At 49.9% G+C, this 25,306-nt stretch carries 20 protein-coding genes; 9 read left to right on the top strand and 11 right to left on the bottom strand.

The genetic code is table 11. The features are described 5' to 3' along the window. Positions 1 to 114 precede the first annotated feature (114 nt). The 4 genes from BLS62_RS09000 to BLS62_RS08985 all read left to right on the top strand — a co-directional run bounded on the left by BLS62_RS09000 (position 115) and on the right by BLS62_RS08985 (position 5,260). Positions 115 to 2,283: an anthranilate synthase gene (locus tag BLS62_RS09000; protein WP_093179593.1), complete on the top strand. Its 2,169-nt coding sequence runs from the start codon at positions 115 to 117 to the stop codon at positions 2,281 to 2,283. Positions 2,284 to 2,584: 301 nt separating this feature from the next. Beyond that, positions 2,585 to 3,604 carry an ABC transporter substrate-binding protein gene (locus BLS62_RS08995; RefSeq protein ID WP_093179590.1) on the top strand — a complete coding sequence of 340 codons (1,020 nt, stop codon included), beginning with the start codon at positions 2,585 to 2,587 and terminating at the stop codon, positions 3,602 to 3,604. A 65-nt stretch (positions 3,605 to 3,669) separates the two neighbouring features. Next, positions 3,670 to 4,443, top strand: a complete 774-nt coding sequence (locus tag BLS62_RS08990) for an ABC transporter ATP-binding protein (RefSeq protein ID WP_093179587.1) — start codon at positions 3,670 to 3,672, stop codon at positions 4,441 to 4,443. Next, positions 4,436 to 5,260, top strand: coding sequence for an ABC transporter permease (locus BLS62_RS08985; RefSeq protein ID WP_093179584.1), 825 nt, complete (start codon positions 4,436 to 4,438; stop codon positions 5,258 to 5,260). Before BLS62_RS08990 ends, BLS62_RS08985 begins: the two co-directional genes overlap by 8 nt. A 74-nt stretch (positions 5,261 to 5,334) precedes the next feature. Here the strand turns inward: BLS62_RS08985 and ilvD are convergent, their stop codons facing one another. The 8 genes from ilvD to BLS62_RS08945 form a co-directional block, all read right to left on the bottom strand. Next, on the bottom strand, positions 5,335 to 7,182 hold the full coding sequence (ilvD, locus tag BLS62_RS08980; RefSeq protein ID WP_093179581.1) for a dihydroxy-acid dehydratase: 1,848 nt from the start codon (positions 7,180 to 7,182) through the stop codon (positions 5,335 to 5,337). 193 nt (positions 7,183 to 7,375) lie between these two features. Then, positions 7,376 to 8,677, bottom strand: a complete 1,302-nt coding sequence (locus BLS62_RS08975) for an NAD(P)/FAD-dependent oxidoreductase (RefSeq protein WP_093179578.1) — start codon at positions 8,675 to 8,677, stop codon at positions 7,376 to 7,378. A gap of 18 nt (positions 8,678 to 8,695) precedes the next feature. Further along, complete coding sequence (locus tag BLS62_RS08970; protein WP_093179575.1) at positions 8,696 to 10,036, bottom strand: NAD(P)/FAD-dependent oxidoreductase; 1,341 nt, start codon at positions 10,034 to 10,036, stop codon at positions 8,696 to 8,698. A gap of 184 nt (positions 10,037 to 10,220) precedes the next feature. After that, a complete protein-coding gene (locus tag BLS62_RS08965; RefSeq protein WP_093179572.1) occupies positions 10,221 to 10,988 on the bottom strand; it encodes a 3-hydroxyacyl-CoA dehydrogenase in 768 nt (255 codons plus the stop codon). Between the two features lie 111 nt (positions 10,989 to 11,099). Then, entirely contained in the window at positions 11,100 to 12,569 is a 1,470-nt protein-coding gene (locus tag BLS62_RS08960) for an adenylate/guanylate cyclase domain-containing protein (RefSeq protein WP_093179569.1), read from the bottom strand. 93 nt (positions 12,570 to 12,662) lie between these two features. Continuing rightward, positions 12,663 to 13,484, bottom strand: a complete 822-nt coding sequence (locus tag BLS62_RS08955) for an MBL fold metallo-hydrolase (protein WP_093188665.1) — start codon at positions 13,482 to 13,484, stop codon at positions 12,663 to 12,665. Between the two features lie 13 nt (positions 13,485 to 13,497). Beyond that, positions 13,498 to 13,938 carry a cyclic nucleotide-binding domain-containing protein gene (locus BLS62_RS08950; protein ID WP_208990768.1) on the bottom strand — a complete coding sequence of 147 codons (441 nt, stop codon included), beginning with the start codon at positions 13,936 to 13,938 and terminating at the stop codon, positions 13,498 to 13,500. Between the two features lie 100 nt (positions 13,939 to 14,038). Further along, the gene (locus tag BLS62_RS08945) at positions 14,039 to 16,630 is read right to left on the bottom strand and encodes an ABC transporter ATP-binding protein/permease (RefSeq protein WP_093179566.1); all 2,592 of its coding nucleotides are present in this window, start codon (positions 16,628 to 16,630) and stop codon (positions 14,039 to 14,041) included. A gap of 258 nt (positions 16,631 to 16,888) precedes the next feature. Between BLS62_RS08945 and BLS62_RS08940 the strand changes: the two genes are divergently transcribed. The 5 genes from BLS62_RS08940 to BLS62_RS08920 are packed head-to-tail and all read left to right on the top strand — an operon-like array spanning position 16,889 to position 22,538. Continuing rightward, a complete protein-coding gene (locus BLS62_RS08940) occupies positions 16,889 to 18,130 on the top strand; it encodes a glycosyltransferase family protein (RefSeq protein WP_208990767.1) in 1,242 nt (413 codons plus the stop codon). 2 nt (positions 18,131 to 18,132) lie between these two features. Next, the gene (locus BLS62_RS08935; protein WP_093179563.1) at positions 18,133 to 19,374 is read left to right on the top strand and encodes a glycosyltransferase family 4 protein; all 1,242 of its coding nucleotides are present in this window, start codon (positions 18,133 to 18,135) and stop codon (positions 19,372 to 19,374) included. Continuing rightward, positions 19,371 to 20,501: a glycosyltransferase family 4 protein gene (locus BLS62_RS08930; RefSeq protein WP_093179560.1), complete on the top strand. Its 1,131-nt coding sequence runs from the start codon at positions 19,371 to 19,373 to the stop codon at positions 20,499 to 20,501. The genes BLS62_RS08935 and BLS62_RS08930 overlap by 4 nt, the downstream gene beginning before the upstream one ends. Further along, complete coding sequence (locus tag BLS62_RS08925; protein WP_208990766.1) at positions 20,498 to 21,700, top strand: glycosyltransferase family protein; 1,203 nt, start codon at positions 20,498 to 20,500, stop codon at positions 21,698 to 21,700. The genes BLS62_RS08930 and BLS62_RS08925 overlap by 4 nt, the downstream gene beginning before the upstream one ends. Beyond that, complete coding sequence (locus BLS62_RS08920) at positions 21,690 to 22,538, top strand: polysaccharide deacetylase family protein (protein WP_208990765.1); 849 nt, start codon at positions 21,690 to 21,692, stop codon at positions 22,536 to 22,538. The genes BLS62_RS08925 and BLS62_RS08920 overlap by 11 nt, the downstream gene beginning before the upstream one ends. Here BLS62_RS08920 and BLS62_RS08915 read toward each other — a convergent pair. Genes BLS62_RS08915 through BLS62_RS08905 form a run of 3 tightly spaced genes read right to left on the bottom strand, consistent with a single transcriptional unit; the run spans position 22,522 to position 25,297 of the window. Beyond that, entirely contained in the window at positions 22,522 to 23,115 is a 594-nt protein-coding gene (locus tag BLS62_RS08915; RefSeq protein WP_093179551.1) for a class I SAM-dependent methyltransferase, read from the bottom strand. The two genes, BLS62_RS08920 and BLS62_RS08915, sit on opposite strands and share 17 nt — an antisense overlap. A 17-nt stretch (positions 23,116 to 23,132) precedes the next feature. Further along, positions 23,133 to 24,305 (bottom strand): ABC transporter permease, encoded by a 1,173-nt coding sequence (locus tag BLS62_RS08910; protein WP_093179548.1) that lies wholly within the window; start codon positions 24,303 to 24,305, stop codon positions 23,133 to 23,135. Beyond that, positions 24,302 to 25,297, bottom strand: a complete 996-nt coding sequence (locus BLS62_RS08905; RefSeq protein ID WP_093188658.1) for an ABC transporter permease — start codon at positions 25,295 to 25,297, stop codon at positions 24,302 to 24,304. The genes BLS62_RS08910 and BLS62_RS08905 overlap by 4 nt, the downstream gene beginning before the upstream one ends. Positions 25,298 to 25,306: the final 9 nt, after the last annotated feature.

Genomic DNA, 25,306 nt, shown 5'->3' with positions numbered 1-25,306 from the left:
CATGTCTTGCAGACCTGTAATATCCAAGCCGCCGCGTTCCTCGCAGGCGGCTTTGTTGTATCTGACGCCTCGCAAACATCGGAATTTTGGTGCACACGACCCGGAGGATTGACTATGCCGATCACGGCAGAACGGACATATAAGAGCAAAGGCGGCATTACGATCCGCCGCAAAAGCCGAGTTGCTGATTATGCTGCTGGTACGAGCGAATGGATGGACCGGCTGGACCGTCAGCGCGGTGCCGTTCTTTCTTCCTCCTACGAATATCCGGGGCGTTATACCCGTTGGGATATGGCCTTGGTCAACCCACCTTTGCTGGTGGAATCCAATGACCGGAAGATCACCATTCAAGCCTTGAATGAACGCGGCAAAGTTTTGATGCCAGCGGTCACGGATGCGCTTGAAGGTCATGAAGATATTGCAGAGTTCAAGGCCGATGATTATCGCATTGACCTGACAATCAAGACACCGGATCGCGCTTTTTCCGAGGAAGAACGGTCCCGTCAACCCTCCACATTTTCAGTTGTACGGGCGTTGGTTGATCTGTTTTCTTGTGATGATGATCAGTTGGGCCTCTATGGCGCTTTTGGTTATGATCTGACGTTCCAGTTTGAGCCGATCAACCAGAAGCTTGACCGTCCTGATGACCAGCGGGACATGGTGCTGTTTCTGCCGGATGAAATCTTGATTGTTGACCACTATGGCCGCAAAGCCCATGTGCTGGAATACGATTTTGAGGTCAACACAAAGACCACAGATGGCCTGCCTCGTGATGGCGAGGAAACACCTTACAAAGCAGCAGAGGGCACACCGGCACGCGGTGACCATGAGCCGGGTGAATACGCTGATCTGGTGCGCTCTGCGGTAGATTACTTCAAACGCGGTGATCTGTTTGAGACTGTTCCTGGGCAAGTTTTTTATGAGGCTTGTACCAATCCGCCGTCCGCTGTTTCCCGACGATTGCAACAGATCAATCCATCACCTTATTCCTTCTTCATCAACCTAGGTCATTCCGAATACTTGGTTGGAGCTTCACCAGAAATGTATGTTCGCATTACGGGTGGTCGCCGGGTTGAGACTTGCCCGATCTCTGGCACCATTCGCCGTGGAAAAAACGCGATTGAGGATGAAGCACAGATCCGCAAGCTACTGAATTCTGCCAAGGATGAAGCCGAGCTGACCATGTGTTCTGACGTAGACCGCAACGATAAGAGCCGCATTTGTGTGCCGGAATCTGTGCGTGTGATTGGTCGTCGCCAGATCGAGATGTATTCCCGATTGATCCATACGGTTGACCACATTGAAGGTACACTTTTGGACGGCAAGGATGCGCTGGATGCCTTCCTGTCTCATACATGGGCTGTGACCGTTACCGGCGCACCTAAGCGGTGGGCTATGCAGTTTATTGAGGACCATGAGCGCAGCCCGCGTGCATGGTATGGCGGTGCAATTGGTGCTGTGCTGTTCAACGGCGACATGAACACGGGCCTGACCCTTCGTACTGTGCGCATCAAAGATGGAGTGGCGCAGATCCGTGCGGGGGCTACGCTGCTTTATGATAGCGTTCCCGAGGATGAAGAGGCCGAGACCGAACTGAAGGCATCGGCTATGATTACGGCTATTCGGGAAGCTGGCCTTGCGCAAAAATCCGACGAACAAGCCCCAAAAGCCAAGCTGGGTAAGGGTAAGAAAATCCTGCTCGTGGACCATGAAGACAGCTTTGTGCATACGCTGGCGAACTACTTCCGCCAAACAGGGGCAGAGGTTGTGACCTATCGCAGTCCTGTGCTTGATGAGGTGTTTGACCGTGTGCTGCCTGATCTGGTGGTATTGTCACCGGGGCCGGGTTCTCCGACAGATTTTGACTGCAAGGCAACTATTGAACGCGCTCGTGCTCGCAAACTACCGCTGTTTGGTGTGTGTCTGGGCCTTCAAGCTCTTACGGAAGCCTTTGGTGGTGAGCTGGGTCAGCTCGATGTACCAGTGCATGGTAAACCTTCGCTGGTTTCCTTCAATCCAAATTCGGTCTTGTTTGATGGCCTCGCCTCTCCTGTTACGGTAGGTCGTTACCACTCCTTGTTCGCAAAGCGAGATGTCTTACCAGATTGTTTTGAGGTGACTTCAGAAACCAAAGACGGGGTGATCATGGCAATTGAGCATAAGAGTGAGCCAATCAGTGCCGTTCAGTTCCATCCCGAATCTATCATGTCTTTAGATCAGGATGCGGGTCACAAGATCATTGAGAATGTGATGACAAAGCTGATTGCAAAGGCCCACACATAAGCTTCTGAGTTAGTTTCACTCAGCAATCAGTCGTATAGGGAGGCCAGAGTGACAAAAGCTACTCTGGCCTTTCTTTTTGCGGAATATCCACGTTTGTAAGTAAAAACCACCGTGACGACACAATATGGCGCCAAAATCACATTTTTGAGCACAACAGGTCTCACAGTGTTTTTGCAGGCAGGTTAACATTGAGAATATTGCAAGACAGAAATGGCTTTGGTTGCGGTAAAAGACTTATCTACGCGAGATTGAATGAAAAGCTGGTGAGTTTATAGTTTGCCGGTGTTTTGAGGGGATGGATATGAAAGTACGCGGTATTTTAAGCGGTGTTTTGATGGGTGCAACGGTTCTGACCGGAACATTTGCCTCTTCAGCTTTGGCAGCAGAGAAAATCACAGTGGGTGCACTGCGGTTCACGTCTCACGCTGCAAACTTTGTTGCATTTGAAAAAGGTTATTTCAAAGACGCTGGTCTGGAAGTAGAATTTAAGTTCTTCCAAGCTGCACAGCCTATAGCAATGGCGATCGCTTCTGGCGATGTTGACTTTGGGTTGACTGCAATTTCCGGCGGTCTCATCAGCCTTGCAGACAAAGGCGCTGTGAAAGTTATCGGCGGCGCTTTGCAGGAAGAAGAAGGCATTGATGGCCAGATGATTCTGGCCTCGAAAACCGCCTTTGATGCTGGCATGAAATCCCCTGCGGATTTGAAGGGTCACAGCTTTGGTGTGACGACAGCTGGTTCTTCCTTCCATTACGTGGCGCACAAGATCGCTGATAAGGAAGGATTTGATCGTAAAGACATCAAGATCCGTCCACTCCAGAAGGTTGGCGCGGTTATTGGTGCGCTCAAGAGCGGTCAGATTGATGCGTGGTCCATTGTACCGCACATTGCCAAAGGTCTTTCCAAATCTCCTCAAATTGAAGTGATCGGCAGAGTTTCTGACTACGTGCCAAACTATCAGGTCACGACGGTCTTCACCTCTACCAAAAACACCACAGACAATCCTGAGCTGGTGAAGACTTTCCTTTCTGCTTACTCAAAAGGTGTTGCAGATTTCAATGCAGCTCTTGTTGACAAAACAGCAGGTGATGCGGCAGCTGAAGACATGGTGAAACTCATTCACAAATACGTTTATGCTGATCGTCCCTTTGAAAAAGCAGCTCCCTCTATCCGCAATGGTGCTATGCGCCTGAACGCAGGTGCTGCGCTGAATATGGCAAGCATTGAGGATCAGCTGAAGTGGTTCAGAAGCGAAAATCTGGTTCCCACTGGTGTAACGCTGGACAAGCTTGTTGACACAAAGTTCGTCGAAACACTCTAATCCAATCTTCCGCATTGCCCGAACCTCTCGGGCAATGCCTTCCCCATGCAATCCGGTTGGATTAAATGCAGATTTCTATAGAAAACCTCTGCCATTCCTATGGCTCTGTTGAGGTTCTAAAAGACATTTCTCTGGTGTTTGAGCCCGGTGAGATCGCAGTGATCATCGGCCCTTCCGGCTGTGGTAAATCCACTCTTCTCCGTTTAATGGGCGGATTGGAACAACCTGAAGAGGGTGCCGTTTACATTGCGGGCGAACCTCCCAAAAATTCTCTCAATCCCCTCACCTACATCTTTCAGGATTTTGCGTTGCTGCCCTGGCGCTCTGTTGCCGGTAACATCTCGCTGGTGCTGGAAGATCATGGCCTTGGCAAAGCGCGCAGTGAGGAGATTATTCAGGATGTTTTGGCTCGTACCAACCTTTCTGAATTCCATGATGCTCTGCCGCGCCAACTTTCCGGTGGCATGAAGCAACGGGTGGCTATTGCGCGTGCGCTCGCGGTAAGCCCTGCCTTTTTGTTGATGGATGAGCCGCTTTCTGCATTGGATAGCCAGACCCGCGAGCTGCTGATGGATGATCTGGTTGAATTATGGAGCCGGGAAAAATTCTCAGCTTGTTATGTGACGCATAATCTGGCGGAAGCCGTACGCCTTGGGCACAAAGTAATTGTCCTGTCCCGCAGGCCCGGTAAAATTCGTGCGATTGTTTCTATCGATATACCGCTGAACGAACGTGCAAGCCGTGCTGCTGAACTTGAAGAGGTCCAGCATAATCTCTGGCATATGATGCGCGAAGAGGCTCTTGCCGCTGACAGGGAGCTTTCCAATGTCGATGTCTAAGGATACACCCGTGGTGACGAAGACACCTGTTCCACGCAAAAAAGTTCCGTTTCGTGGTGGTGGGTTTAAACCTCAACCTGTTCGCTTTGTCGCACCGCTGGTTTTCTTTGTGCTGGTCGCGTTCTGGGAGTTTGGGTCGCGCAATGGCATCATCAGCAACCTTGTTCTGCCTGCGCCTTCTGAAGCGCTTGATGCCTTCATAGACCTGTATAATTCCGGTAGTCTTTGGCAGCATTTGAGTGCCAGTTTGTATCGCCTCATCTTAGGTTGGAGCGTTGGAACAGCACTTGGCATCTTTGTTGGCCTGATGATCGGCCTCTTCTCCATGGCGCGGTCCAGCTTGTTGCCGCTGACCTCTGCTTTCTTCCCCATACCCAAGATCGCGTTGTTGCCGCTGTTCATCATCTGGTTTGGAATTGGTGAAGGCTCAAAGGTTGCCACGATCTTGTTTGGTACCTTCTTCCCCACTGTGATCGCGACTTATGGCGGCGTGGACAATGTGGACCGTGGTTTGGTCCGCATGGGTCAGTCGTTCGGGATGAAATGGACGTCGATTGTTTGGAAAATCATCCTGCCGGGCGCACTCCCTGCAATTCTGTCCGGTACACGCATTTCAGCCTCCATAGCGATCATTTTGTTGGTTGCTGCTGAAATGATTGGTGCAGAATACGGCATTGGCGCTTATGTGCTGATGGCAGGTTCACTTTTTGCAACAGACCAGCTGATTGCCGGTGTAGCTATGCTTTCTGTGCTGGGCCTTTGCGTGAGCTGGCTAATTGGGCGGGCAGAGAAGTCTTTGCTGCGCTGGCGGGGCTAAAGGCTTTCATGGGCACGATGTAAAAAGGCCGCTCCTGTGAGCAGCCTTTTTGTATTCTATAGCAGAATGAATGCTTAGTCGACTTTCCTAACCGCGCCTTTTGCTGCGCTGGTTGTCATCGCGGCATAAGCTTTCAGTGCTGTGGAGACCTTGCGTTTACGCTTTTCAACTGGTTTCCAGGCGTCTTTGCCTTTGGCTTCCATCGCCGCGCGACGCGTCGCGAGAACTTCATCAGACACGCGGATTTCGATCTTGCGGTTTGGAATGTCGATGTCGATTATGTCGCCTTCTTCCAACAGACCGATGTTGCCACCTTCTGCTGCTTCTGGGGAGACGTGACCAATAGACAGGCCTGAAGAGCCACCAGAGAAGCGACCATCTGTGATGAGCGCACAAGCTTTGCCGAGCCCTTTGGACTTGAGGTAGCTGGTTGGGTACAGCATTTCTTGCATACCCGGACCACCGCGCGGACCTTCATAACGGATGAGAACGATATCGCCCTCTTTCACCTTGCCAGTGAGGATCGCGCTTACTGATGAATCCTGAGATTCAAAGATACGGGCAGGACCGGAGAACTTAAGAACGCTGTCATCAACCCCTGCTGTTTTTACGATACAGCCATCTTCCGCGAGATTTCCGTAAAGAACAGCCAGACCGCCATCCAGCGAGAATGCGTGTTCTTTGGAACGGATAACTCCGTTTTCGCGGTCATCATCCACGCCCTCGGCATAACGGGAGCTTTGTGAAAAAGCGACCTGTGTTGGTACACCGCCGGGAGCTGCGGAGAAGAACTCGCGAACACTTTTGCTGTCTGTGCGTTTGATATCCCAGCGCTCAAGAGCGTCGGCCAGATCTTTTGCATGGACGGACTTTGCCGAGGTATCGATGAGACCGGCGCGGTCCAGTTCGCCTAAAATACCAAGGATGCCACCAGCGCGGTGGATGTCTTCCATATGCACGTTAGCGACAGATGGCGCAACCTTACACAGAACAGGAACACTGCGGGAAAGACGATCAATGTCTTCCATGGTGAAGTCCACTTCACCTTCCTGCGCTGCTGCCAGCAGATGCAAGACTGTATTGGTGGACCCGCCCATGGCGATATCCATGATCATCGCATTTTCAAAAGCTTTGAAGTTGGCAACGTTCCGCGGCAAAACATTTTCATCATTCTGTTCGTAGTAGCGCTTTGCCAGATCAACAATCAAATGACCCGCCTCTAAAAACAGGCGTTTGCGGTCGGCATGGGTTGCGAGCGTAGAACCATTGCCCGGCAATGCCAGACCCAGCGCTTCCATCAGGCAGTTCATGGAGTTGGCTGTGAACATGCCAGAACAAGACCCACAAGTCGGGCAAGCGCTGCGCTCGATGGCTTCAACGTCGCTATCGGAGACGTTATCATCAGCAGCAGCAACCATGGCATCAACAAGATCAACCTTGCGCATTTCGCCGTTGGCCAGAACGACCTTACCGGCCTCCATAGGTCCACCAGATACAAACACAGTTGGGATATTGAGGCGCAGGGAGGCCATCAACATACCCGGAGTGATCTTGTCACAGTTGGAAATGCACACCATGGCATCGGCGCAATGTGCGTTGACCATGTATTCAACGGAGTCAGCAATCAGCTCGCGGGATGGCAAGGAATAGAGCATGCCATCATGCCCCATTGCGATGCCGTCATCCACAGCGATGGTATTGAATTCTTTGGCAATACCGCCTGCCGCCTCGATCTCTCTTGCGACAAGCTGACCAAGGTCTTTCAAATGCACATGACCCGGCACAAACTGAGTGAATGAATTTACAACAGCAATAATTGGTTTGCCGAAGTCACCCTCTTTAACACCGGTTGCCCGCCACAGGCCGCGAGCGCCTGCCATATTGCGGCCATGTGTGGAAGTGCGCGAACGATAGTTTGGCATTGGAAACCCCGATCTGGCGATATGCGTTATCTAATTGTTGCTACATAACTAGTTTTAAAGAGTTAATTTGGCAACTTTTCTTCAGCTTACACCAATGCAGGGGAAAAGAGTACCCACGGGTACGCCTCTCTTCTTTTGGATAGCTTGAGCATTTCTCTCATGTCTGTTGTTTGCGGCTCAAGTCTAATAAACTTTAAAAGCGACCAAATGCAAAGCTGGACAAGTCATGACCTGCAGGTTTGCCCGTCAGAACATCTGCCATCAACCGGCCAACGGATGGGCCGATGCCAAAACCATGACCAGAGAACCCTGTTACGATGTGGAGGTTTTCATGTTTTGGAGCCTTATCAATCACCGGCATAAAGTCCGGCATAGCATCAATCAATCCGCCCCACGCACTTTGGAGTTTGGTGCCTTTTAATTGCGGGAAACGATCTGCGAAGGCAGCTGTCAGAGCAGTCAGCTCTTTCTGGTTGGGCTTTGAGTTGAGAACCCGCATTCTCTCAAAAGGAGAGGTTTCATCCCCATTCCAGCTGCGCTTTTGCATCCAATGGTCTGGATAATGCTTTGGAGCAGCCGGCTTAACGCTGGTGCCTTTCATATTCTCCGCCATATTTGGCAACCACTGTCGCAAGAACTTGAAGGAATCCAAACCGACATGATGGGTTTGGTTGTTCTTTAGCGCAACCGTGTAGCCGCCATCCTGACGTCTACGAAGTGCAAATGTGTTGTCTGATGCGTTGGCTGGGCAGATATCTGGCACTGCTTGTGTGGCAGCTACCGTCAGCTCCACGGAAAGCTGAGGCAGCTTAATGCCAGCGTTGGATGCGAACAGGGAGGACCATGCTCCACCTGCCAAAACAACTTGAGCCGCTTTGATTTCACCTTGCTCAGTAACGGCGCCAGTAATTTTACCACCAGTTTTTACCAAGGTTCGAACAGCGTTATTCTCACATAGGACTGCGCCCAGTCGTTCGGCTGCTTTGGCGATACCAAGGGTGGCTTGCCCAGGTTCGACGCGTCCATCACTTGCCGTGTGCATACCACCAATCCAACGTCCGGCTTTGCCCTGAATATCCTCATGTACCTGAGCGCGTGAGATCATGCAGGTATCCAGCTCGTATTTTTGAGCAAGGCTTACAAACGTCTCGAAACTCTCCAGATCACCCGGTTTTTCAGCCAGATAATAAACACCGTTTGCTTGATAGCCCAGATCTTCTCCTGTTTCTTCGCAGAGCTGCGCCCATAAACGGCGCGCTTCTATGGAAAGAGGAATCTCTGGTTCATCGCGTCCTTGTTGGCGAATCCAGCCCCAGTTACGGCTGGATTGTTCGCCAGCAACACGGCCCTTCTCGCAAAGCGTGACGTTTACGCCCTTTTTTGCGAGGTAGTACGCGGTACACACCCCAATAATGCCGCCACCGATGATAAGCACGTCTGTTTCTTGCGGCTGTTCGCCATGGAACTGCTGTGGTGTTTTATCTGTATAGATCACTAGACTAACTCAATGAAATCAAATGAAGGGGCCGAGCTCAATTTTGGAGCCATCCGAGAAGCGTGAATACCTGAATCGTGTCAGATCATATCCTGCTGGTTTACCCATGAGCATATCCGCCATGATACGACCTGCTGCCGGTCCTATACCAAAGCCATGGCCGGAGAAACCGGTTGCGATAAACACACCCTGCTGGGTTGGGACCTCATCCATGATTGGTACAAAATCCGGCATTGCATCAATCATACCGGCCCAGGTTTCCTCAAATTTTAGCCCCCGCAATTGCGGAAATCTGTCGTAGAGCCGCTCTTGAATACGTTTTATGGCGCGCGGGTTTGGTGCTGGGTTAAGCACACGGCACTTTTCGAACGGTGTTACTTCATCTCCAGTCCAACTACGCCTATGAGCCCATGAATCCGGATAATTTTTCGGCGGGTTCAGCCCAAAGGAAATGCCTTTGAAAGACGCTTTCACTGCTGGCAACCATTTAGCAAGATGACGGAACGAGTCCTTACCAATGTAGTGATCATGAATATCACTCACAGCTAGGGTGAAGCCACCATCTTCTCTTTTGCGGAAAGCGAATGTGCCATCCGCAGCGTCGCCTTTAAAGATGTCGGGAGCGACCTGTGTTGCAGCTACAGTGGCCCTTACACATAGTTGCGGCATGGAGACGCCAAGGTTTTGGGCAAAGAGTGAGGACCATGCGCCAGCTGCAATTAACACTCTATTAGCTTTGATTGTGCCCTTTTCAGTGACAGCTCCGGTGAGTTTGCCACCTTCAAACTCCAACGTTCTGACGGCACACTCTTCAACAATTGTTGCACCATTGCGCTCCGCAGCACGGCCAATAGCTGGAACTGCTACCCACGGCTCAGCCCGGCCATCGCTTGGGGTGACCATTCCACCAACCCATTTGCCTTTGCGGCCCGGGATTTGCGCATAAACTTCTTCTGCGCTTAAGAGTTCAGTATCCAGCTGATGTTGTTTGGCAATTTCCAGAAAAGCTTCATAGCTTTTGAGTTCCTCTTCGTTTTCAGCAAGGAAATAGACGCCCTGCTGACGGAAGCCAAGATCCTCGCCCGTTTCTTCCGTGAGCTGTTTCCAGAGACGATTGCTTTCCATGGTGATCGGCAATTCGGCAGCATCTCTGCCTTGCTGGCGGATCCAGCCCCAGTTGCGACTGGATTGTTCTCCAGCGACGCGGCCCTTCTCACACAACGTGACACTCACACCTTTTTGTGCCAGCCAATAAGCCGTGCAGGTGCCGATCACACCGCCACCGATAATAAGGACGTCAGTCTGTTCTGGTAATTGCCCAAAAAACTGTTGTGGAGTTGAACTTGTATAGGTCGCCATGCTGGCCTCAAGGAATCAGAATTGCAGAAACAATCCGGCAAACCTAGCAGGAGTAAGATATCACCGCACGAGCGCTTTCCTAAGCACTTAGTCGACCTTTGGATTAGATCATTCTGGTAGGTTCTGGAAATACGCAGAAAAATGGCCTGAGAGATAAAAGTACCCCTCAGGCCGAAGCATCAGATTATTTTGGTGCCATGCGGATTGCGCCATCCAAACGGATGGTTTCGCCGTTAAGCATTGGGTTTTGAAGAATTACTTCCACCAGTTGTGCATATTCATCACCACGGCCCAAACGGGACGGGAACGGAACTTGCTGGCCGAGTGAATCCTGAACTTCCTGAGACAGACCGCGCAGCATTGGGGTCTCAAAGATACCAGGCGCGACTGTCATGACGCGGATGCCAGACTTTGAAAGATCACGAGCGACTGGCAAAGTCAGAGCCGCAATGCCGCCTTTAGACGCTGCATAAGCGACTTGGCCGATCTGACCGTCAAACGCTGCAACGGATGCAGTTGATACAATCACCCCGCGTTCGCCGTCTTCCGTGATTGGATCAAGCTTTGCCATACGTGTTGCTGCAAATGTCGTACAACGGAATGTACCAACCAGATTCACGTTGATCACCTTTTGGAACATGTCCATCGGGTGTGGCTCACCACGAGAAGTGGTTTTTGCAACTGGCGCAATGCCAGCACAGTTGATGAGAATGCGTGCCGGACCGTGCGCTGCTTCAGCGGCATCCAGTCCTGCAGTTACGCTTTCATCACTCGTCACGTCCACTTTCACAAAGCGACAGCCCACTTCGTCGGCGACAGCCTGACCTGCTTCTTCGTTTATATCGAACAAAGTTACTTTAACACCGTGGCTCGCCAGTTTACGTGCGGTGGCAGCGCCAAGACCAGATGAGCCACCGGTTACGACAGCTGCAATATCACTATTAAGTTGCATGGAATCCCATCCCGATTCAATTTGAGTGTCCCGCGTCTTTCAAAGCTCCCGCCAAATACTTAGAAAGAGGCTCAATGCCTTATCAACGGGTTGGCATGGGAAATCTCATTCTCATGCCAAGGCCACAAGGTCTACTTTTCCGGTGATTCCTGCAACACACTCAGACTTTAATTCTAGCATGTTTCCCTTATACCCTTGTCGTAGAGCCATTGAATATGTTGCCCCATCTGTCAGGAACCGGGTCTTTTGGACCTTGTTGGCCGCTTCCAGCTTTGCTGCACGGTTCACGGCATCTCCAATGACAGTAAATTCCAGACGGTCCCGAACTCCAACCACGCCAACGCTGACCGGGCCTGCCGCAACACCAACCCCGATTTCAAACTTCATAGGCCAGCCTGCAGCTTCCAGATCCGCGCTTTCTTCTTCCAGTATGTGAGCAAGCTCCACTCCGGCTCTCAACGCATCAGCGGCGTAACTTTCACTATCTGAAACGGCCCCGAACGTTGCGAGAATGCCATCTCCGAGGAACTTATCGATTTTGCCGCCCTCTCCGAGTATCGCCTTGGCAGCTTTCTTTTGATAAAGGCTGAGCACACGCATTGTGGTTTCAGGCGGCAACTGTGCAGCCGTTTTGGTGAAAGAGCGAATATCCACCAACAGGATAGCGACCTCCCGGATTTCACCCGTCCCTGCTCTTAGGCGATTTTCTGACTCAACAATGGAATTGGCCACTTCTGGCGTAAAAAAGCGACTGAGATCCTTTACTGCACTCTGTTGACGAATGGCTGCAAAAAATGTCCGGCGCGCTCTGTAAATCGACAGTGCCAACAACGCGGTCACAGATAGGATAATGATGAGCTTATCCAGCTCTGCGCCAATCAGAACAGCCTCACTTGTCAGATATTCAATGTAATTGCGGGTGATCCGTGTTGAGCCCCCTTCATACATCAATGCGTAATACACGAGCCCCAGCCAACCCAACGCTCCAAACACCCCGGTCAAAATAACGTATCTTGGATCAAAGCGCAGCGCTCTCAAAGAAATGAACAGGAACAAATACATCAAGGTTGGAGCTTTGAGGTAAAACGTTGGATGCTGGGCGTATTGAATGTGGAACGAGAAAATCAACCCGACCAGTAAAGACACATCCATCAATATGGACAAAACGAGATACCAGACTGGCAGGGTTATTTTGAACGAAATGTAGATGCGAATGAGGGTGAAGACCAGATAGAACGAAAAGGCATAGGGCACGAAATTAAAGCCCATAGTGCCTTCGGCTCTGGGGGCAAGCGCATACAAAAAGGCAAAGAACAGAATGACGCCGAGTTGTACAATTCCTATTAGACGTTCTGATGCCGCTTCTTGCCGATCAATTTCTCTACGGACTCTGAGGGGAAGATCACCCTCTGGGGCTTTGGGGCCAAGCACACCATTCTTTATTTGCTGAAATAATGTGGGATTTGTTTTGTCCTCATACGAGATTCCATGAAACTTCTTACTCAAATCCGCGGCAGGCTTTTGATCAGCGCCACGATTATTTGAAGGATCGGAGTTTTCTGGACCACTTCCAACTGCCACCACTTGTCTCCCATTACGCCACACTTATTTGATGGCGTCGGTTTGCTCGTGCTTTGCATCAGGTCAATCACGAGCGAACGGGTGACAGAAGATTCAGGGCTTGAAGACCATCCCTTCCGATGCCACGATTGCGCGTGGATGCATCTGCTGGGCGGCAAGACCAATTTCATCTAGTTCATCATCCGTACGCCGTGGATCATGATGAAAAATCACGGGCGTTTTAACGTTGGCGCGCTGGCATATTCCGACCACATGTTCCCATGTGGAATGTCCCCAGCCTTGATACTTAGTGTATTCAGCTTGGGTATACATCCCGTCTTGGATCACAACATCTGCATCCTGGATAAACTCTTGGATAGCATCATCATAGGATGCGTTCCCCATTTCGTGATCCGTGATGATGCACATGGACTTTCCATTGAACTCCATCCGGTAACCGCAAGCGCCGCCCGGATGGTTCAGCGCAACGGTTTTGATTATCAACCCATTGTCTTTCGTCAGGGTGTCGCCAGCCTTGAAACTTTTAAAGGAAACAGCGCTAAGTGTATTCGCCCCAACTGGAAATATCGGGGGAGACATTATGCGACAGATAATTTCTTGGAGACAGCAAGGGTCTTTGAAATGACCTGCCATCGCGGTGATTTTGAAATCAGGGTCGTAGGCGGGCTCAAAAAAAGGAAGTCCGCAGATGTGGTCCAAATGCGTGTGCGTGAAGAAGAGATCAATATCCCGGTTGGGACCTTTCATGATCTTGCGGCCAAGGTTACGGGCGCCGGAACCACAGTCGACCATAATAAGAGCATCCCCTGCCCGTATTTCGAAACAGGTGGTTTCCCCTCCATATCTAAGTGTTTCGGCACCAGCAGCAGCTGTTGAACCACGAACACCCCAAATTTTAAGAGAAAACTCGTTCAAGTCTTCCAACCTTTCACGTTGATGCTGGGCGAGCCTGTGATAGCTCTCTAGTCGTTTTTTCCAAACGCAACGCCAAAACACGCATTATTTCTAGCGAGACTTTCGGAAATTCTGCAATGAGTTTCAGAAAATCATCTTTCGATATTGCCAATATATGAGTAGTGCCAACAGAACGTAGTGTTGCAGTTCTTGGCACATCGCACAAAATGGCAATTTCACCTATGATGGCATATTGGCCTACCCGCGCAACCTCATTTTCATCAACAAACACAGCAACCTCTCCAGATAACACGACAAAAGCGCTGTCTCCGTCGTCTCCTTGACGGCACAGGTGCTCCCCGTCCTGAAACTCCATACGATCACTTATGAAGGCCAGAAGGCGCAATTTACTTGGCTCCAGCCCTGCGAACAGAGGGACCCGGCTTAAAGCTTGAACTTCAGCATCAATTGTCACGTTTCCCTCCCAATTCTTTGATGACCATACCTGATAGAGCTCCACCAGACTGTGTTACATCTCACACCAATTCGCCTTTGTCTCACCATAGTTCCATAGGTTACCTCTCGATAACCCTCCCATTTTCCAGGTGGAGCGTTTTTTCAAACTCCTCAGACACTGTTTCATTATTGACACCAAACAACAGGACTTTGTCACTCAGCAATTCCTGCAAGTCAGCTCTCAAGGCCTTATCGGTTTCACTTAAACTATTTGCAGTTTCATCCAGCACATAAATATACGCATTTTTAAGTAAGGCACGAACAAGGCATACCAATCTACGTTGATGAGACGACAACTTCGCGCCAGCCACTCCCACATGGAAATCAAATGCAGCACGACGGATAGGTACGATAAGATCCCGCTCGCGCACTAAATCTTGCAACACTTGTTGTATTTTCTGACGTGCATCCCGGCGGTCAAGCCTTGCGTGTCCAAACACAAGATTGTCCTCGATGCTGAGAGTGGTCAAATAGGTATCAGGATCAAAGAACTCAAATCTGGCATTGTCCTTTCCAACTGTCTCCATAAACTGAGCGCGAGCCGCGACAATCTTATCTTGCATTTCATCATCAAGGACACCCAGACGATGTTTTGCCGGGACCAGTTTCAACGCCAGTGCTATCAGACGGTCACGGTCATTCTCCTTGATACGTTTAGTGTGATTTTTGTTTCGCGCATCTTGCACAATACGTTCAAATTCCGGCAAATCTTCGCGGCTGATGAAAGAATAGCGGTTGAGCAAGTCACTATCTGCACTGACATCAGCAAACAATTCGACCATCGTGGTTGCGATCTGCAGGCCTATATCTGTCAGATGAATGTCAAACCCAGTGGCTTTCAAAAACCTTCGTATTTGAGGGTCTTGCGGCACCCGTTCAATGGTCATGAACTGCTCTTTGGGACTTGCGAAAAACAAGTTTTGCGCGAGGTTTGCTGAAAGATTGAATTTGTCAGGATCCCAGAACTCAACCAGGTTTTTGAGACGTGGATCGCCTTCAATACTCTCCCGCAGTGCTTTGCGCGCTTCAACCAATTTGGGCATCAATCCGCCGTTAATTTCCTTTAAATGGCGCTGATCAATGACCGTTTCGACGCCCAGCAGATACAGATCGCGCGAAAAACCCGCTACTTTACAAAGCTCAAGGGCTTTGGCTTCCAGCTCTTGCAGGGAGCTCGAATTGGCCTGCTCATAATTATCCCAGCGCGCTTTTAGATCATAGCTAGGACTGAGGGTTAGCTCTGCTTCCTTCAGTTGCGTTTGTCGTTTGGCAATTTCACTGCCAGTATATTTTATGGTTTCTTGCGGGCGATGGCGCAGGCCATAAAACAAGTTGTCCCGGATCGTCCCGGTCCAGACATGCAAATGCCCACCGACATAAGCTATTTGCCGGCCCAGCGTTGCTTCTCCCAAAGTTTCAAAGTTTGAGTTGTTAACGCTAACAGAGCCAGATGTCGGACTGAGAAGACCAGCTGCCATTTGCAGGAGCTCAGCACGCCCTGAGCCATCAATACCGGTTACAGCAAGCGGCTTGCCTTTTTCAACCCGAATTGAAACATCATGAATTTCCTGTCCTGAGCCTGAGCCCGAAAAACTGAGGTTGTCCATGTCTAAAGGACCGGTGAAGGCAAGTGCTTGATCATCAAGCAGACGTTGTTTCTCATAGAGATCTGGTGGATCGAAGTTTTCAACGACCGTTTGGTATTTGACTGAGACATCCGCAGTCATCTGGTAGTAAAGCAGCAGTTCTTTCCAGGGGCCAGCCAGATCTTTATAAGCAGCTATGACCGCAATCAGTGCGCCAATACTCAACTGCCCTTTGATGACCAGATACCCGCCGATGAAGTAGAAGAAAAACGGGGTGAGCTGGTTCATAAAATTATTAACGAACTTAATGAAATACTTGCGGTTATAGATATCAAATCGGATACGGAAATTGCGATAAAGACGGTCTGAGAGATCAGCAGAATGCCAGGCTGATGTATCGTTGCTATGTATCTCAGAGATACCAGAAATGGTTTCGCCAACTTTATCGGCTATCACACGCACGTTTTTAACGCGCTGGCGCGAGAGGCGAACCACCTTCTGCTGAAGCTTCGGGATGATATAGCCCTGAATAGGATACAGCGATATGGCGGCAAGCCCCAGAAGTGGATCCTGCATGAAGATAAAGCCGACCTGAACAACCAACAGACCACCTTGATAGGCGGGTAGAGCAAACGCCTCACCCACAAAACCACCAACGTCCTCGACCTCAGCAGTAATCATTGGTATGATTTCGCCGGAGCTGACCTTCTTAAAATGAGGCAGGCGGAAGCGGAGTACGCGTTGAAACAGCTCAAACCGCAACTGGCGCAGCATCCGTTCACCCAGTCGGCCTTTGTAGATGTTGAGGTAGAGTTTGATGCAGTTGCTAACAACAACAAGAACCAAAAACAAAATACATAGCACCGCCAAATACTGAATTTGCCCGAGCTGGTACCCCAAAAATTCTACCGGGAAATTACTGCCTTGAATTGCTTCATTGGTAATTGTCTTAGGCAGATCCAGCAGGATGTAACTGACCGGATAGGACAATAAGGTGACGAGAAGAATCGCCAGTTGATACCGAGCCGAGTTCTTCCAGATGAATTGGAAAAGTGATTTTTCCATGTCCACTCCGATATGGCTCAGGTAGGGCAGACCCAAACTGAGGCGATGCGATTTAAGCTTTAACTGACGCTAGGGGACCCTAAGCTTCAGATCTTAAAAAAGCGGCATAAAGCGACAGTATTACCTAAATTTTATGGGGTGGTGGTGTTTGAGGTTATGCGCATAATGGCAAATAAGCGGCTATTTGCGGGTTACCAATGTCATCTTTTATAGGGTCTGGCATATGGGTTCGTGCGCAGCAGATGGAACATGAAGCGCATGACTGTGAATTCGCCCAAAATACTTATCTATAGCCACGATACATTTGGCTTGGGCCACTTGCGACGGTGCCAAACCATTGCTCAATCACTGGTTGGCTCTTTTGCGGAGATGTCCGTTCTGATCCTGTCCGGCTCTCCCATCATTGGCAGCTTTGAGTTTCGCTCCAGAGTGGATTTTGTCCGAATTCCCGGCGTCATAAAACTGCGTAGCGGGGAATACACATCCCTCTCGCTTCAATTGGACATCAATGAAACCATAGCAATCCGCTCGTCCATTATTGAACACACAGCAAAGGTCTTTAAGCCGGATATATTCATCGTCGACAAAGAACCTTTGGGCTTACGCGGAGAAGTGTTGCCGACCCTTCAATACCTCAAGGGGCAAAAGACCCAACTAGTTTTAGGTCTGCGCGATGTAATGGATGATCCTCTGGTGTTGAAAGAAGAGTGGCTGCGTAAGCGAGCCTATCCAGCAGTCAATGATCTTTATGACGAAATTTGGGTGTACGGACCTTCAGTCATGAGCAACCCACTGAAGGGGTTAGGGTTTGACCAGTCCGTAATGGATAAGACCCTCTTTACTGGATATCTACGGCGGACTTTGCCAAGTTCCGCGCAAGATTTCACCGCTCCCTTTGATGGCGCGCCCTATGTGTTGGTAACACCTGGAGGCGGAGGTGACGGCGTTGAGCTGGTTGATTGGGTGATGCGTGCTTATGAAGCTCGGTTACGGCCCCTTTTCCCCGCCCTCATTGTGCTTGGCCCGTTTATGAGCAAAGCGGATGTAGATGCTTTCACTACGCGAGCTTCCCATTTACGCGATGTGGAGATGCTGCGTTTCACTCCAGAGCTTGAACCATATATGGTACAAGCGACTGCGGTGGTCGGCATGGGCGGTTACAATACTTTCTGTGAAATTTTATCCTTCGATAATCCCGCCCTTCTGGTTCCGCGCATTGTTCCTCGCCGAGAGCAAGCTATTCGTGCAGAACAAGCCCAGCGGCTCGGATTGGTGCAGATGCTTCCGATTGACGCCTATCCAAGCGTAGACCTAATGGTCAAGGCTCTTGCAAATCTCCCCTTTATCTCTCCACCATCTCATGCTCATTCTGAGAATTATCTGGGCGGGTTGGATGTGATCAACCAGAGAACCGCTGAAATTTTGGGCTTGGGAGGGCAGCTGCCTCCTAAGACTACACCAAGAGTTGAAGGCATAGATCATACATGTCGGACGGGGTGATTATGACGCGTGGACGTATTGCAGTCGTTGTTAAGGGCTACCCTCGCCTTTCTGAGACCTTCATCGCCCAAGAAATGTATGGGCTACAAGAACGAGGCATACCACAACTTATCGTTTCTCTCCGCCACCCTTACGACCCCTACACGCATGAGGTTCACGGCAAGATCACCAGTGAACTTTTATACTTAACGGAATACCTGAAGGACGACCTGCCTCGCGTAAAACAAGCAATGAAGTGGGCAGAAAATCAACCAACCTTCGCAACTGCTCGTGCCTGTTTTGAAGCCGATTTGAAGCATAAGAAAAACTCTGAGCAGTTTCGCAGGTGGGGCCAAGCTTGTGTCATGGCCCATGAATTGCCTGATGATGTGCTCTGGATTCACACCCATTACTTGCACAGTCCCTGCACTGTTGCACGCTATGCGGCCTTACTTTCTGGGCGAAAATGGTCATTTTCTGCCCATGCCAAGGACATCTGGACCACCGCCCCGCAGGAACTTACAACCAAACTTGAGGATGCGGAATGGGGTGTGACTTGTACACAAGCCAATTTGCAATACCTTCAGTCTCTTTGCCAAAAGCCAGAAAAAATCCACCTTGTTTATCATGGTCTAGATTTTAGCGGATTTCCCAGCGCGGCACAGCCTGCCACGTTGAGAAACGGAACGGGAGCAGAAAGCGTTCAGCTTATTTCTGTTGGACGACTGGTGGAGAAAAAAGGCTACGATGTTTTGTTGAAGGCCCTAAGCAAATTGCCCAAAGACCTCAATTGGCAGCTGACCCATATTGGTGGAGGTGAACTTACTCAATCACTGTCTGATCTAAGCACTCAGCTGGGACTGAAGGGTCACATACACTGGATGGGACCGCAGCCACGGCGCATGGTGTTGGACAAGATGGCTCAAGCTGACATCTTTGCATTGGCATGCCGTGTTTCCAAAACAGGAGATCGAGACGGATTGCCGAACGTTATTATGGAAGCGCAAGCAATGTCTCTACCGTGCATTTCCACCAATGTTTCCGGAATTCCTGAGATCATTAAGTCTGGGGAAAATGGCGTACTGTGCCCAAGTGAAGACATAGCAGCGCTTACCTCTGCTCTTCATGGTCTCATCACAAATGTAGGAGATAGAGAGCGGATAGGGAAGAATGCATTTGACAGCGTGCACCATAACTTCAGTGCATCACCCGGTCTTGAGTTTCTTGCTGATAAGTTCAATGCGTATTTGGAGCCTTGCACATGAGAGTCGCCTTTACCGCTCCGATGAAACCTCTGGATGATCCGGTTCCTTCCGGAGATCGCACTATGGGGCGTTTGATTGTGCAAGCTCTTGAGCTCGCCGGGCATGAGGTGGAGGTGGCTTCAACCTTCAGAAGCTGGCGAGCAGAAGGTGGAGAGGATGTCACAAGGGACGTCAAAGAGCTGGCACTGTCAGAAGCAAACACCATAGCTGACCAATGGATGAAACGTGGAGAGGTGCCGGATATATTCCTCACTTATCACCTTTACCATAAGGCTCCGGATTGGATTGGGCCGTATCTGTGTGCCAAGTTCAACATCCCTTATGTGGTGGTTGAGGCCAGCCGTGCGCCAAAGCGTCAGTCAGGCAACTGGGCCTTGGGATTTAATGCCGCTGATGCAGCTATGTCTCAGGCCAGCCAGGTCGTTGCTCTCACCAATTCTGATGCACGATGCCTTTCAGAGGTTCTCAACGCTGATGTTTTGAGCGTTCTGCCGCCATTTCTGGACGAAGCAAAATTCGAACTGAATCATAGTGTGACCAAGGGATCAGCTGATGGCACCATCCGACTGTTATGCGCTGGAATGATGCGAGAAGGCGATAAGTTGTTCTCCTATATGGTTCTTTCCGCTGCACTGAAGCAAATCACTGATTTGCCATGGCGCTTAACCATTGCAGGCGACGGACCAGCTCGGGCTGAAATTGAACCCCTTTTTGATAAATCCCGAACAGAATTTCGAGGTCTGATCCCCTGGCAGGAAATGCCACGACTATATCGCGCTCATGACATATTTGTCTGGCCTGCTGTCCGTGAAGCCTTTGGGTTTGTGTTTTTGGAGGCGCAATCCTGCGGCCTGCCTGTTGTGGGAGGACGTGTCTTCGGCGTCCCGGACATCGTTGAGGAAGGAACCAGTGGGTTGCTTTCAGATGAAGGCGATGCTTCTGCGCTGGCGCAAAACCTCATGTCACTCATAAAAAACAACCATAAGCGTCAGAATATGGCTCAGGCTGCCGTTGAAAACATCCGTAACAACCATAGCTTAGCAACAGGAGCGAAGGGTTTGGACAGAGTATTGCAGGCCGCAGTTGAGCACCATCAATACAAGCGGAGAATGCACGGAGGGACATGATGAAAGCATTCATCCACGTCCAACATTTACTTGGTTCCGGGCATATCGTCAGAGCGGTTGCCCTTGCAAAAGCGCTTGTCCGCATGGGCCTTGATGTCACGTTAGCCACAGGAAACCACATTCCCGATACCCTTAATTGCGATGGGCTGACGGTTATAAAGCTCCCGGTGGTTCGTGCTGCCAATGCACGATTTGATGTACTGCTGGATGAGTACAATAACCCAATTGATGCAGTTTGGTGGGAGCAGAGGATTTCTGCGACTTTATCTGCCTTTTCTGCAGAACATTTTGATCTTTTGCTAACAGAAACCTACCCATTTGGGCGCAGAATGTTTGCAGCCGAGATGACACGGCTTTTGGAATGTGCAGGCAGCAAATTATCCCCGCCATGGATCACCTGCTCCATTCGAGATATCCTCGTTAGGAAGGATGCAAGCTGGAAAGAAGAATGGATGGCTTCACAGGCCACCGCTTTTTATGATCGTATTCTGGTCCATTCAGATCCTCAGCTCATCACAATGGAAGACAGCTTTCCGTATGCTGACCGTGTAAATTCACTTGTTCGCTATACGGGTTACATCAGTGATGATCGTCAAAGTTCATCCTCTTCTTCGGATGGGATGGATGAGACTATAGTCTCTTGCGGTGGCGGGGCTGTTGGAGCCGCCCTTTTAAAAGCCGCTCTCTCCACTCATACGCACATGCCGATCGGGTCTTCTGATCGCTGGCGGATACTTGTTGGACAAGACTATCCAGAGGACCAGTTCCAACACCTAGCATCCCACAGAACAGCACAAATGATTGTTGAACGGGCACGGCCAGATTTCCCTGCGTTGCTCAAGAAAGCTAAACTCTCTATTTCGCAGGCGGGTTACAACACTGTTGTCGATATCCTGCGGGCTGGCGTCCCTGCTGTGCTGGTCCCTTTCGCGCAAGCTGCTGAGACTGAACAAACCCAGCGGGCCCTTAGTTTATTCAAACGAGGCAGAGTGGTCGCCGTTCCTGAAAATGTATTGACCCCGGAAACTCTTGCTCAAGCAGCACAAAAAGCGATGGCATTAGCTCCCTCAGACCTTCATGCAGCCCTCAATGGAGCTGAGGTATCGGCACAAATCCTCGCAGAAGACCTTGGATTAAAACCTCAAATTAATGAACCACATGGCATTATTTGGGAGAGGAATATTTCACGTGATCTCTGATTCATCTCCCAGCTCTAGTTCCATGCAGGCGGATGGTTTTCAATCAAGCGTTTCCAGAGCGAGAATGGAATTTGAGGGTGTTCTCAATGACCATCTGAATTGGTTTAATGAACGACAGCAGACCATTTCTTTTTGGTGGCGCGATGACGATGCCATTGAACCCAGCCCCGAATTGGAGGAGTTACTTGGGTTTTCCGCTGAGTTTTCAGTTCCGCTTTCACTGGCAGTTATTCCTAAATTTGCAACAGCAGCTCTTGCCCAGCGTTTGGAAAACATGAGCCTTATCAATATTCTCCAACATGGTTGGCAACACAAAAATTATCAATCCAAGGCTCTTGGAGAAAAGGCAAGTGAGTTCGGGCGACGCAGAGCTATCCAAGAAATCGAAAAAGAACTCGCTAATGGGCAGGCAATTTTGCAGGAGCTGTTTGGCAATCAGTTTATTCCCCTGTTCGTCCCTCCGTGGAACCGGATCGCACCTGAAACTATTCCCCTCCTAAGGGAGTTGGGGCCATATGGGCTTTCAACCTTTACCTGGATAAGTTCCTTTCACTTACCGCAGGTGCAAAGTCATCTGGACATTATCAAGTGGAAGAAAAATAAGAGATTTATTGGTTGGGACGCCGCAGCACGACGTTTAGATTTACAGCTGTGCAGACGAAGAACCAATCCCTGCGAACCAATAGGTCTGCTCACTCACCATCTAGATCATGGAGAGGGATGCTCTGAGTTTCTGGAGGTATTTTTTTCGTTAACAACAACCCATCCAGCTGCACAGTGGTTGAGTTCTGGTGCTCTTCTTGAACAAGAGTGGAACAGATTTAATCAGATATCTTAATGGGTTGGACCAATCGCAGTTTCCATCCGACATTCTTCGCTGAAGACTTCAATTCAAGATCATCCAGTACACGCCATTGTTTTGAATTATCAGTTTCCTGCCATACTTTTTTGATGGACTTGTTTGCGCCTGATGTTTCCCGGTCCGGTGCATACATTGAGATTGCGATCACACCGTTTTTCGATAAGTAGCTTGCATACTTCTTCAGCAATGTTTCAGGATTCTCGCAGAAATAGAGTACCTCATTGAAAATAATAGCAGAATATCGCTGATCGGGTTTGCAGGTGTAACTTTCAAGATCTGATTTAATGAGCTCTGCGTGGTTTGGGTCAACCTTCGCCCTTGCTAAAGCAGCTTCGGAAAGATCAACACCGCAATAATGTTTAAGCCCTAACCTCTTGAGATAATGATAGAAAATGGCTTCACCGCACCCGACATCCAGCACTTTATCCGTCGCATCGCATTGGCTGAGCCATGCAGAGAGAATACCGTAACGGGCGGCCTCCTTAATATCATTGAGAAAATGCCAACGGCCTTCATGATATTCACAATCCCAATTGCTGGAAGTATCTTCCATTTCTCAAGGTACTCCCGTTATTTGTAAGGGTCTGCCGCGTCTCTTAGGCCATCGCCTAAGAAATTAAAAGCGAGGACAACGATGATAATAGGGATAACCGGCGCCATCAGCCAAGGGTAGATTGTTACCACCGAAATGTTCTGGGCCTCATTGAGTAGTACCCCCCAAGAGACCGCGGGCCGGCGCAGTCCCAGGTTGAGGAACGAGAGAGCGGTTTCTCCAAGGATCATGGCAGGAACTGACAGAGTTGCGGAGGCTACAAGATGGCTGGTGAACCCCGGTAGTAGATGTCTGAAGATGATCCGGGTTGGGCTGGCGCCCATAAGAGCTGCGGCCTTGGCGTACTCTTCTTCTCGTAAAGACAACAACTTAGAGCGCACAGCACGGGCAAGGCCTGGCCAATCCAGCAGCCCTAAAATCACAGTCAGTCCGAAATAAATCCAGACTGGCGACCACGTGATAGGGAGTGCCGCAGACAAAGCCATCCAGAGCGGGAGTTCCGGAAGGGATCGCATAATCTCAATCACTCTTTGGATTGAACTGTCCACCCAACCGCCAAAAAAACCAGCTATTCCCCCGAGAAGGACACCGAGGAACATTGAGATACTCACCCCGACCAAGCCAATAGTCAGGGATAATCTGGCCCCATATACCAGCCCGGAATATTGATCTCTCCCCAACCGGTCTGTACCTGCCAGAAAGAATGTGCCCCCTTTGGCCGGGCAAATTACGTGGAAGCTTGCGGGTATAAATGCCCAGAACTTGTAGGGTTCTCCCAGACAGAAGAAGCGGAGTTTCTCGACTTTCGATGTGTCGGTCTCATACACCCACTTCAGGTTTTCCAAATCGACTGAGGAATTGATGCCGTAAACGAAGGGGCCAACCAGCGCTCCATCATGGAAGAAGTGGATGGCCTGAGGTGGTGCATATAAGTAGTCTACATTGCGCTTGGCTACCGGGTATGGTGCTATCATTTCCGCAAAGGGCACACAAAGGTAGAAGAAAAACAATATGATAGCAGAGATAACCGCTAGTTTGTGTTTGCGAAACTTCCACCAGATGATCTTCCATTGCGCTGCCTGATAATACCGTTCCTGAGCCTTTGTCAGGATCTCTACATCCGTGGGATTAAACCCTTTTGGATTTACGTAATGTTCGACCTTGTCGTCACCACGGTCCTTGGGGCTCATTGTCTCGCCCCTTCTTTTCCAAGACGAATGCGTGGGTCAAGGAAGCCCAGTAGAACATCGGATATCAACATCCCTATCAAGGTGAGAATGGAGACGAACAGGAGGATAAATCCTGCCAGAAACTGATCCTGAGATTGCAAGGCACCAAGTAAAACCGGTCCTACTGTCGGGAGGTTAAGGACGACCGAGACGATCACCGAGCCCGAGACCAGTGAGGGGATAAGATTGCCGATATCAGCGATGAAAGGATTGAGAGCAACGCGCAAAGGGTATTTGACGAGCAGCTTGCTTTCTCGCATTCCTTTGGAGCGCGCAGTGGTCACATATTGTTTATAAAGTTCGTCCAACAAGTTTGCACGCAAACGACGTATCATCGCTGCTGTGCCGGATGTACCTATTACTATCACCGGAACGACCAAATGCGCGACAATGGAAGCTGCTTTGCCGCCGCTCATGGGTTCGTCTATGTAGCGCTCTTGCATTATCCCCCCGACCGTCAGCCCAAACCATCTATTTGCCAGATACATTAAAACCAATGCTAACAGGAAGTTAGGCGTAGCAAGACCGAGGTAGCCGACCAGCGTAAAACCATAATCTCCTACAGAGTATTGATGAGTGGCGGAGTAAATTCCGATGGGAAATGCAATTGCGTAGATAAAGAATATTGTTGCAAGGTTTAGGGCAATTGTGAGTGGTAATGTTGGACCGACCACGTCCCCCACAGGTTGGTCATACTCAAAAGACCAGCCCCAATTACCTTGAATTAGTCCGTCAAACCCGTTTGGGCCGGGCCATAAACCAACCCAGATTCCGTAGCGCTCTGCGAAGGGGCGGTCCAAAGCAAATTCGGATCTTAAAAACTCCAGTCGACCGATGGACGCACTTTCGCCTGTGGACCTCAGCATTGAGATCTGGTTGGTAATGTAGTCGCCTTCGGGCAACTCAATGATGAAGAAGATCAGGAAACTGACAGCGACAAGGGTCGGTATCATCACCAGAAG

Source organism: Pseudovibrio sp. Tun.PSC04-5.I4, from assembly GCF_900104145.1.
Taxonomy (GTDB): Bacteria; Pseudomonadota; Alphaproteobacteria; order Rhizobiales; family Stappiaceae; genus Pseudovibrio.
This window is presented reverse-complemented; position numbering and strand designations above follow the sequence as displayed.

What these genes read in the sequence shown, in the direction of transcription:
- BLS62_RS08945 (WP_093179566.1), bottom strand. Translation starts at nt 16,630, where the DNA reads ATGGAAAAATCACTTTTCCAATTCATCTGGAAGAACTCGGCTCGGTAT.
- BLS62_RS08930 (WP_093179560.1), top strand. Translation starts at nt 19,371, where the DNA reads ATGAGAGTCGCCTTTACCGCTCCGATGAAACCTCTGGATGATCCGGTT.
- BLS62_RS08905 (WP_093188658.1), bottom strand. Translation starts at nt 25,297, where the DNA reads ATGATACCGACCCTTGTCGCTGTCAGTTTCCTGATCTTCTTCATCATT.
- BLS62_RS08910 (WP_093179548.1), bottom strand. Translation starts at nt 24,305, where the DNA reads ATGAGCCCCAAGGACCGTGGTGACGACAAGGTCGAACATTACGTAAAT.
- BLS62_RS08990 (WP_093179587.1), top strand. Translation starts at nt 3,670, where the DNA reads ATGCAGATTTCTATAGAAAACCTCTGCCATTCCTATGGCTCTGTTGAG.
- BLS62_RS08935 (WP_093179563.1), top strand. Translation starts at nt 18,133, where the DNA reads ATGACGCGTGGACGTATTGCAGTCGTTGTTAAGGGCTACCCTCGCCTT.
- BLS62_RS08995 (WP_093179590.1), top strand. Translation starts at nt 2,585, where the DNA reads ATGAAAGTACGCGGTATTTTAAGCGGTGTTTTGATGGGTGCAACGGTT.
- BLS62_RS09000 (WP_093179593.1), top strand. Translation starts at nt 115, where the DNA reads ATGCCGATCACGGCAGAACGGACATATAAGAGCAAAGGCGGCATTACG.
- BLS62_RS08915 (WP_093179551.1), bottom strand. Translation starts at nt 23,115, where the DNA reads ATGGAAGATACTTCCAGCAATTGGGATTGTGAATATCATGAAGGCCGT.
- BLS62_RS08965 (WP_093179572.1), bottom strand. Translation starts at nt 10,988, where the DNA reads ATGCAACTTAATAGTGATATTGCAGCTGTCGTAACCGGTGGCTCATCT.
- BLS62_RS08985 (WP_093179584.1), top strand. Translation starts at nt 4,436, where the DNA reads ATGTCTAAGGATACACCCGTGGTGACGAAGACACCTGTTCCACGCAAA.
- BLS62_RS08925 (WP_208990766.1), top strand. Translation starts at nt 20,498, where the DNA reads ATGATGAAAGCATTCATCCACGTCCAACATTTACTTGGTTCCGGGCAT.
- ilvD (WP_093179581.1), bottom strand. Translation starts at nt 7,182, where the DNA reads ATGCCAAACTATCGTTCGCGCACTTCCACACATGGCCGCAATATGGCA.
- BLS62_RS08970 (WP_093179575.1), bottom strand. Translation starts at nt 10,036, where the DNA reads ATGGCGACCTATACAAGTTCAACTCCACAACAGTTTTTTGGGCAATTA.
- BLS62_RS08940 (WP_208990767.1), top strand. Translation starts at nt 16,889, where the DNA reads ATGACTGTGAATTCGCCCAAAATACTTATCTATAGCCACGATACATTT.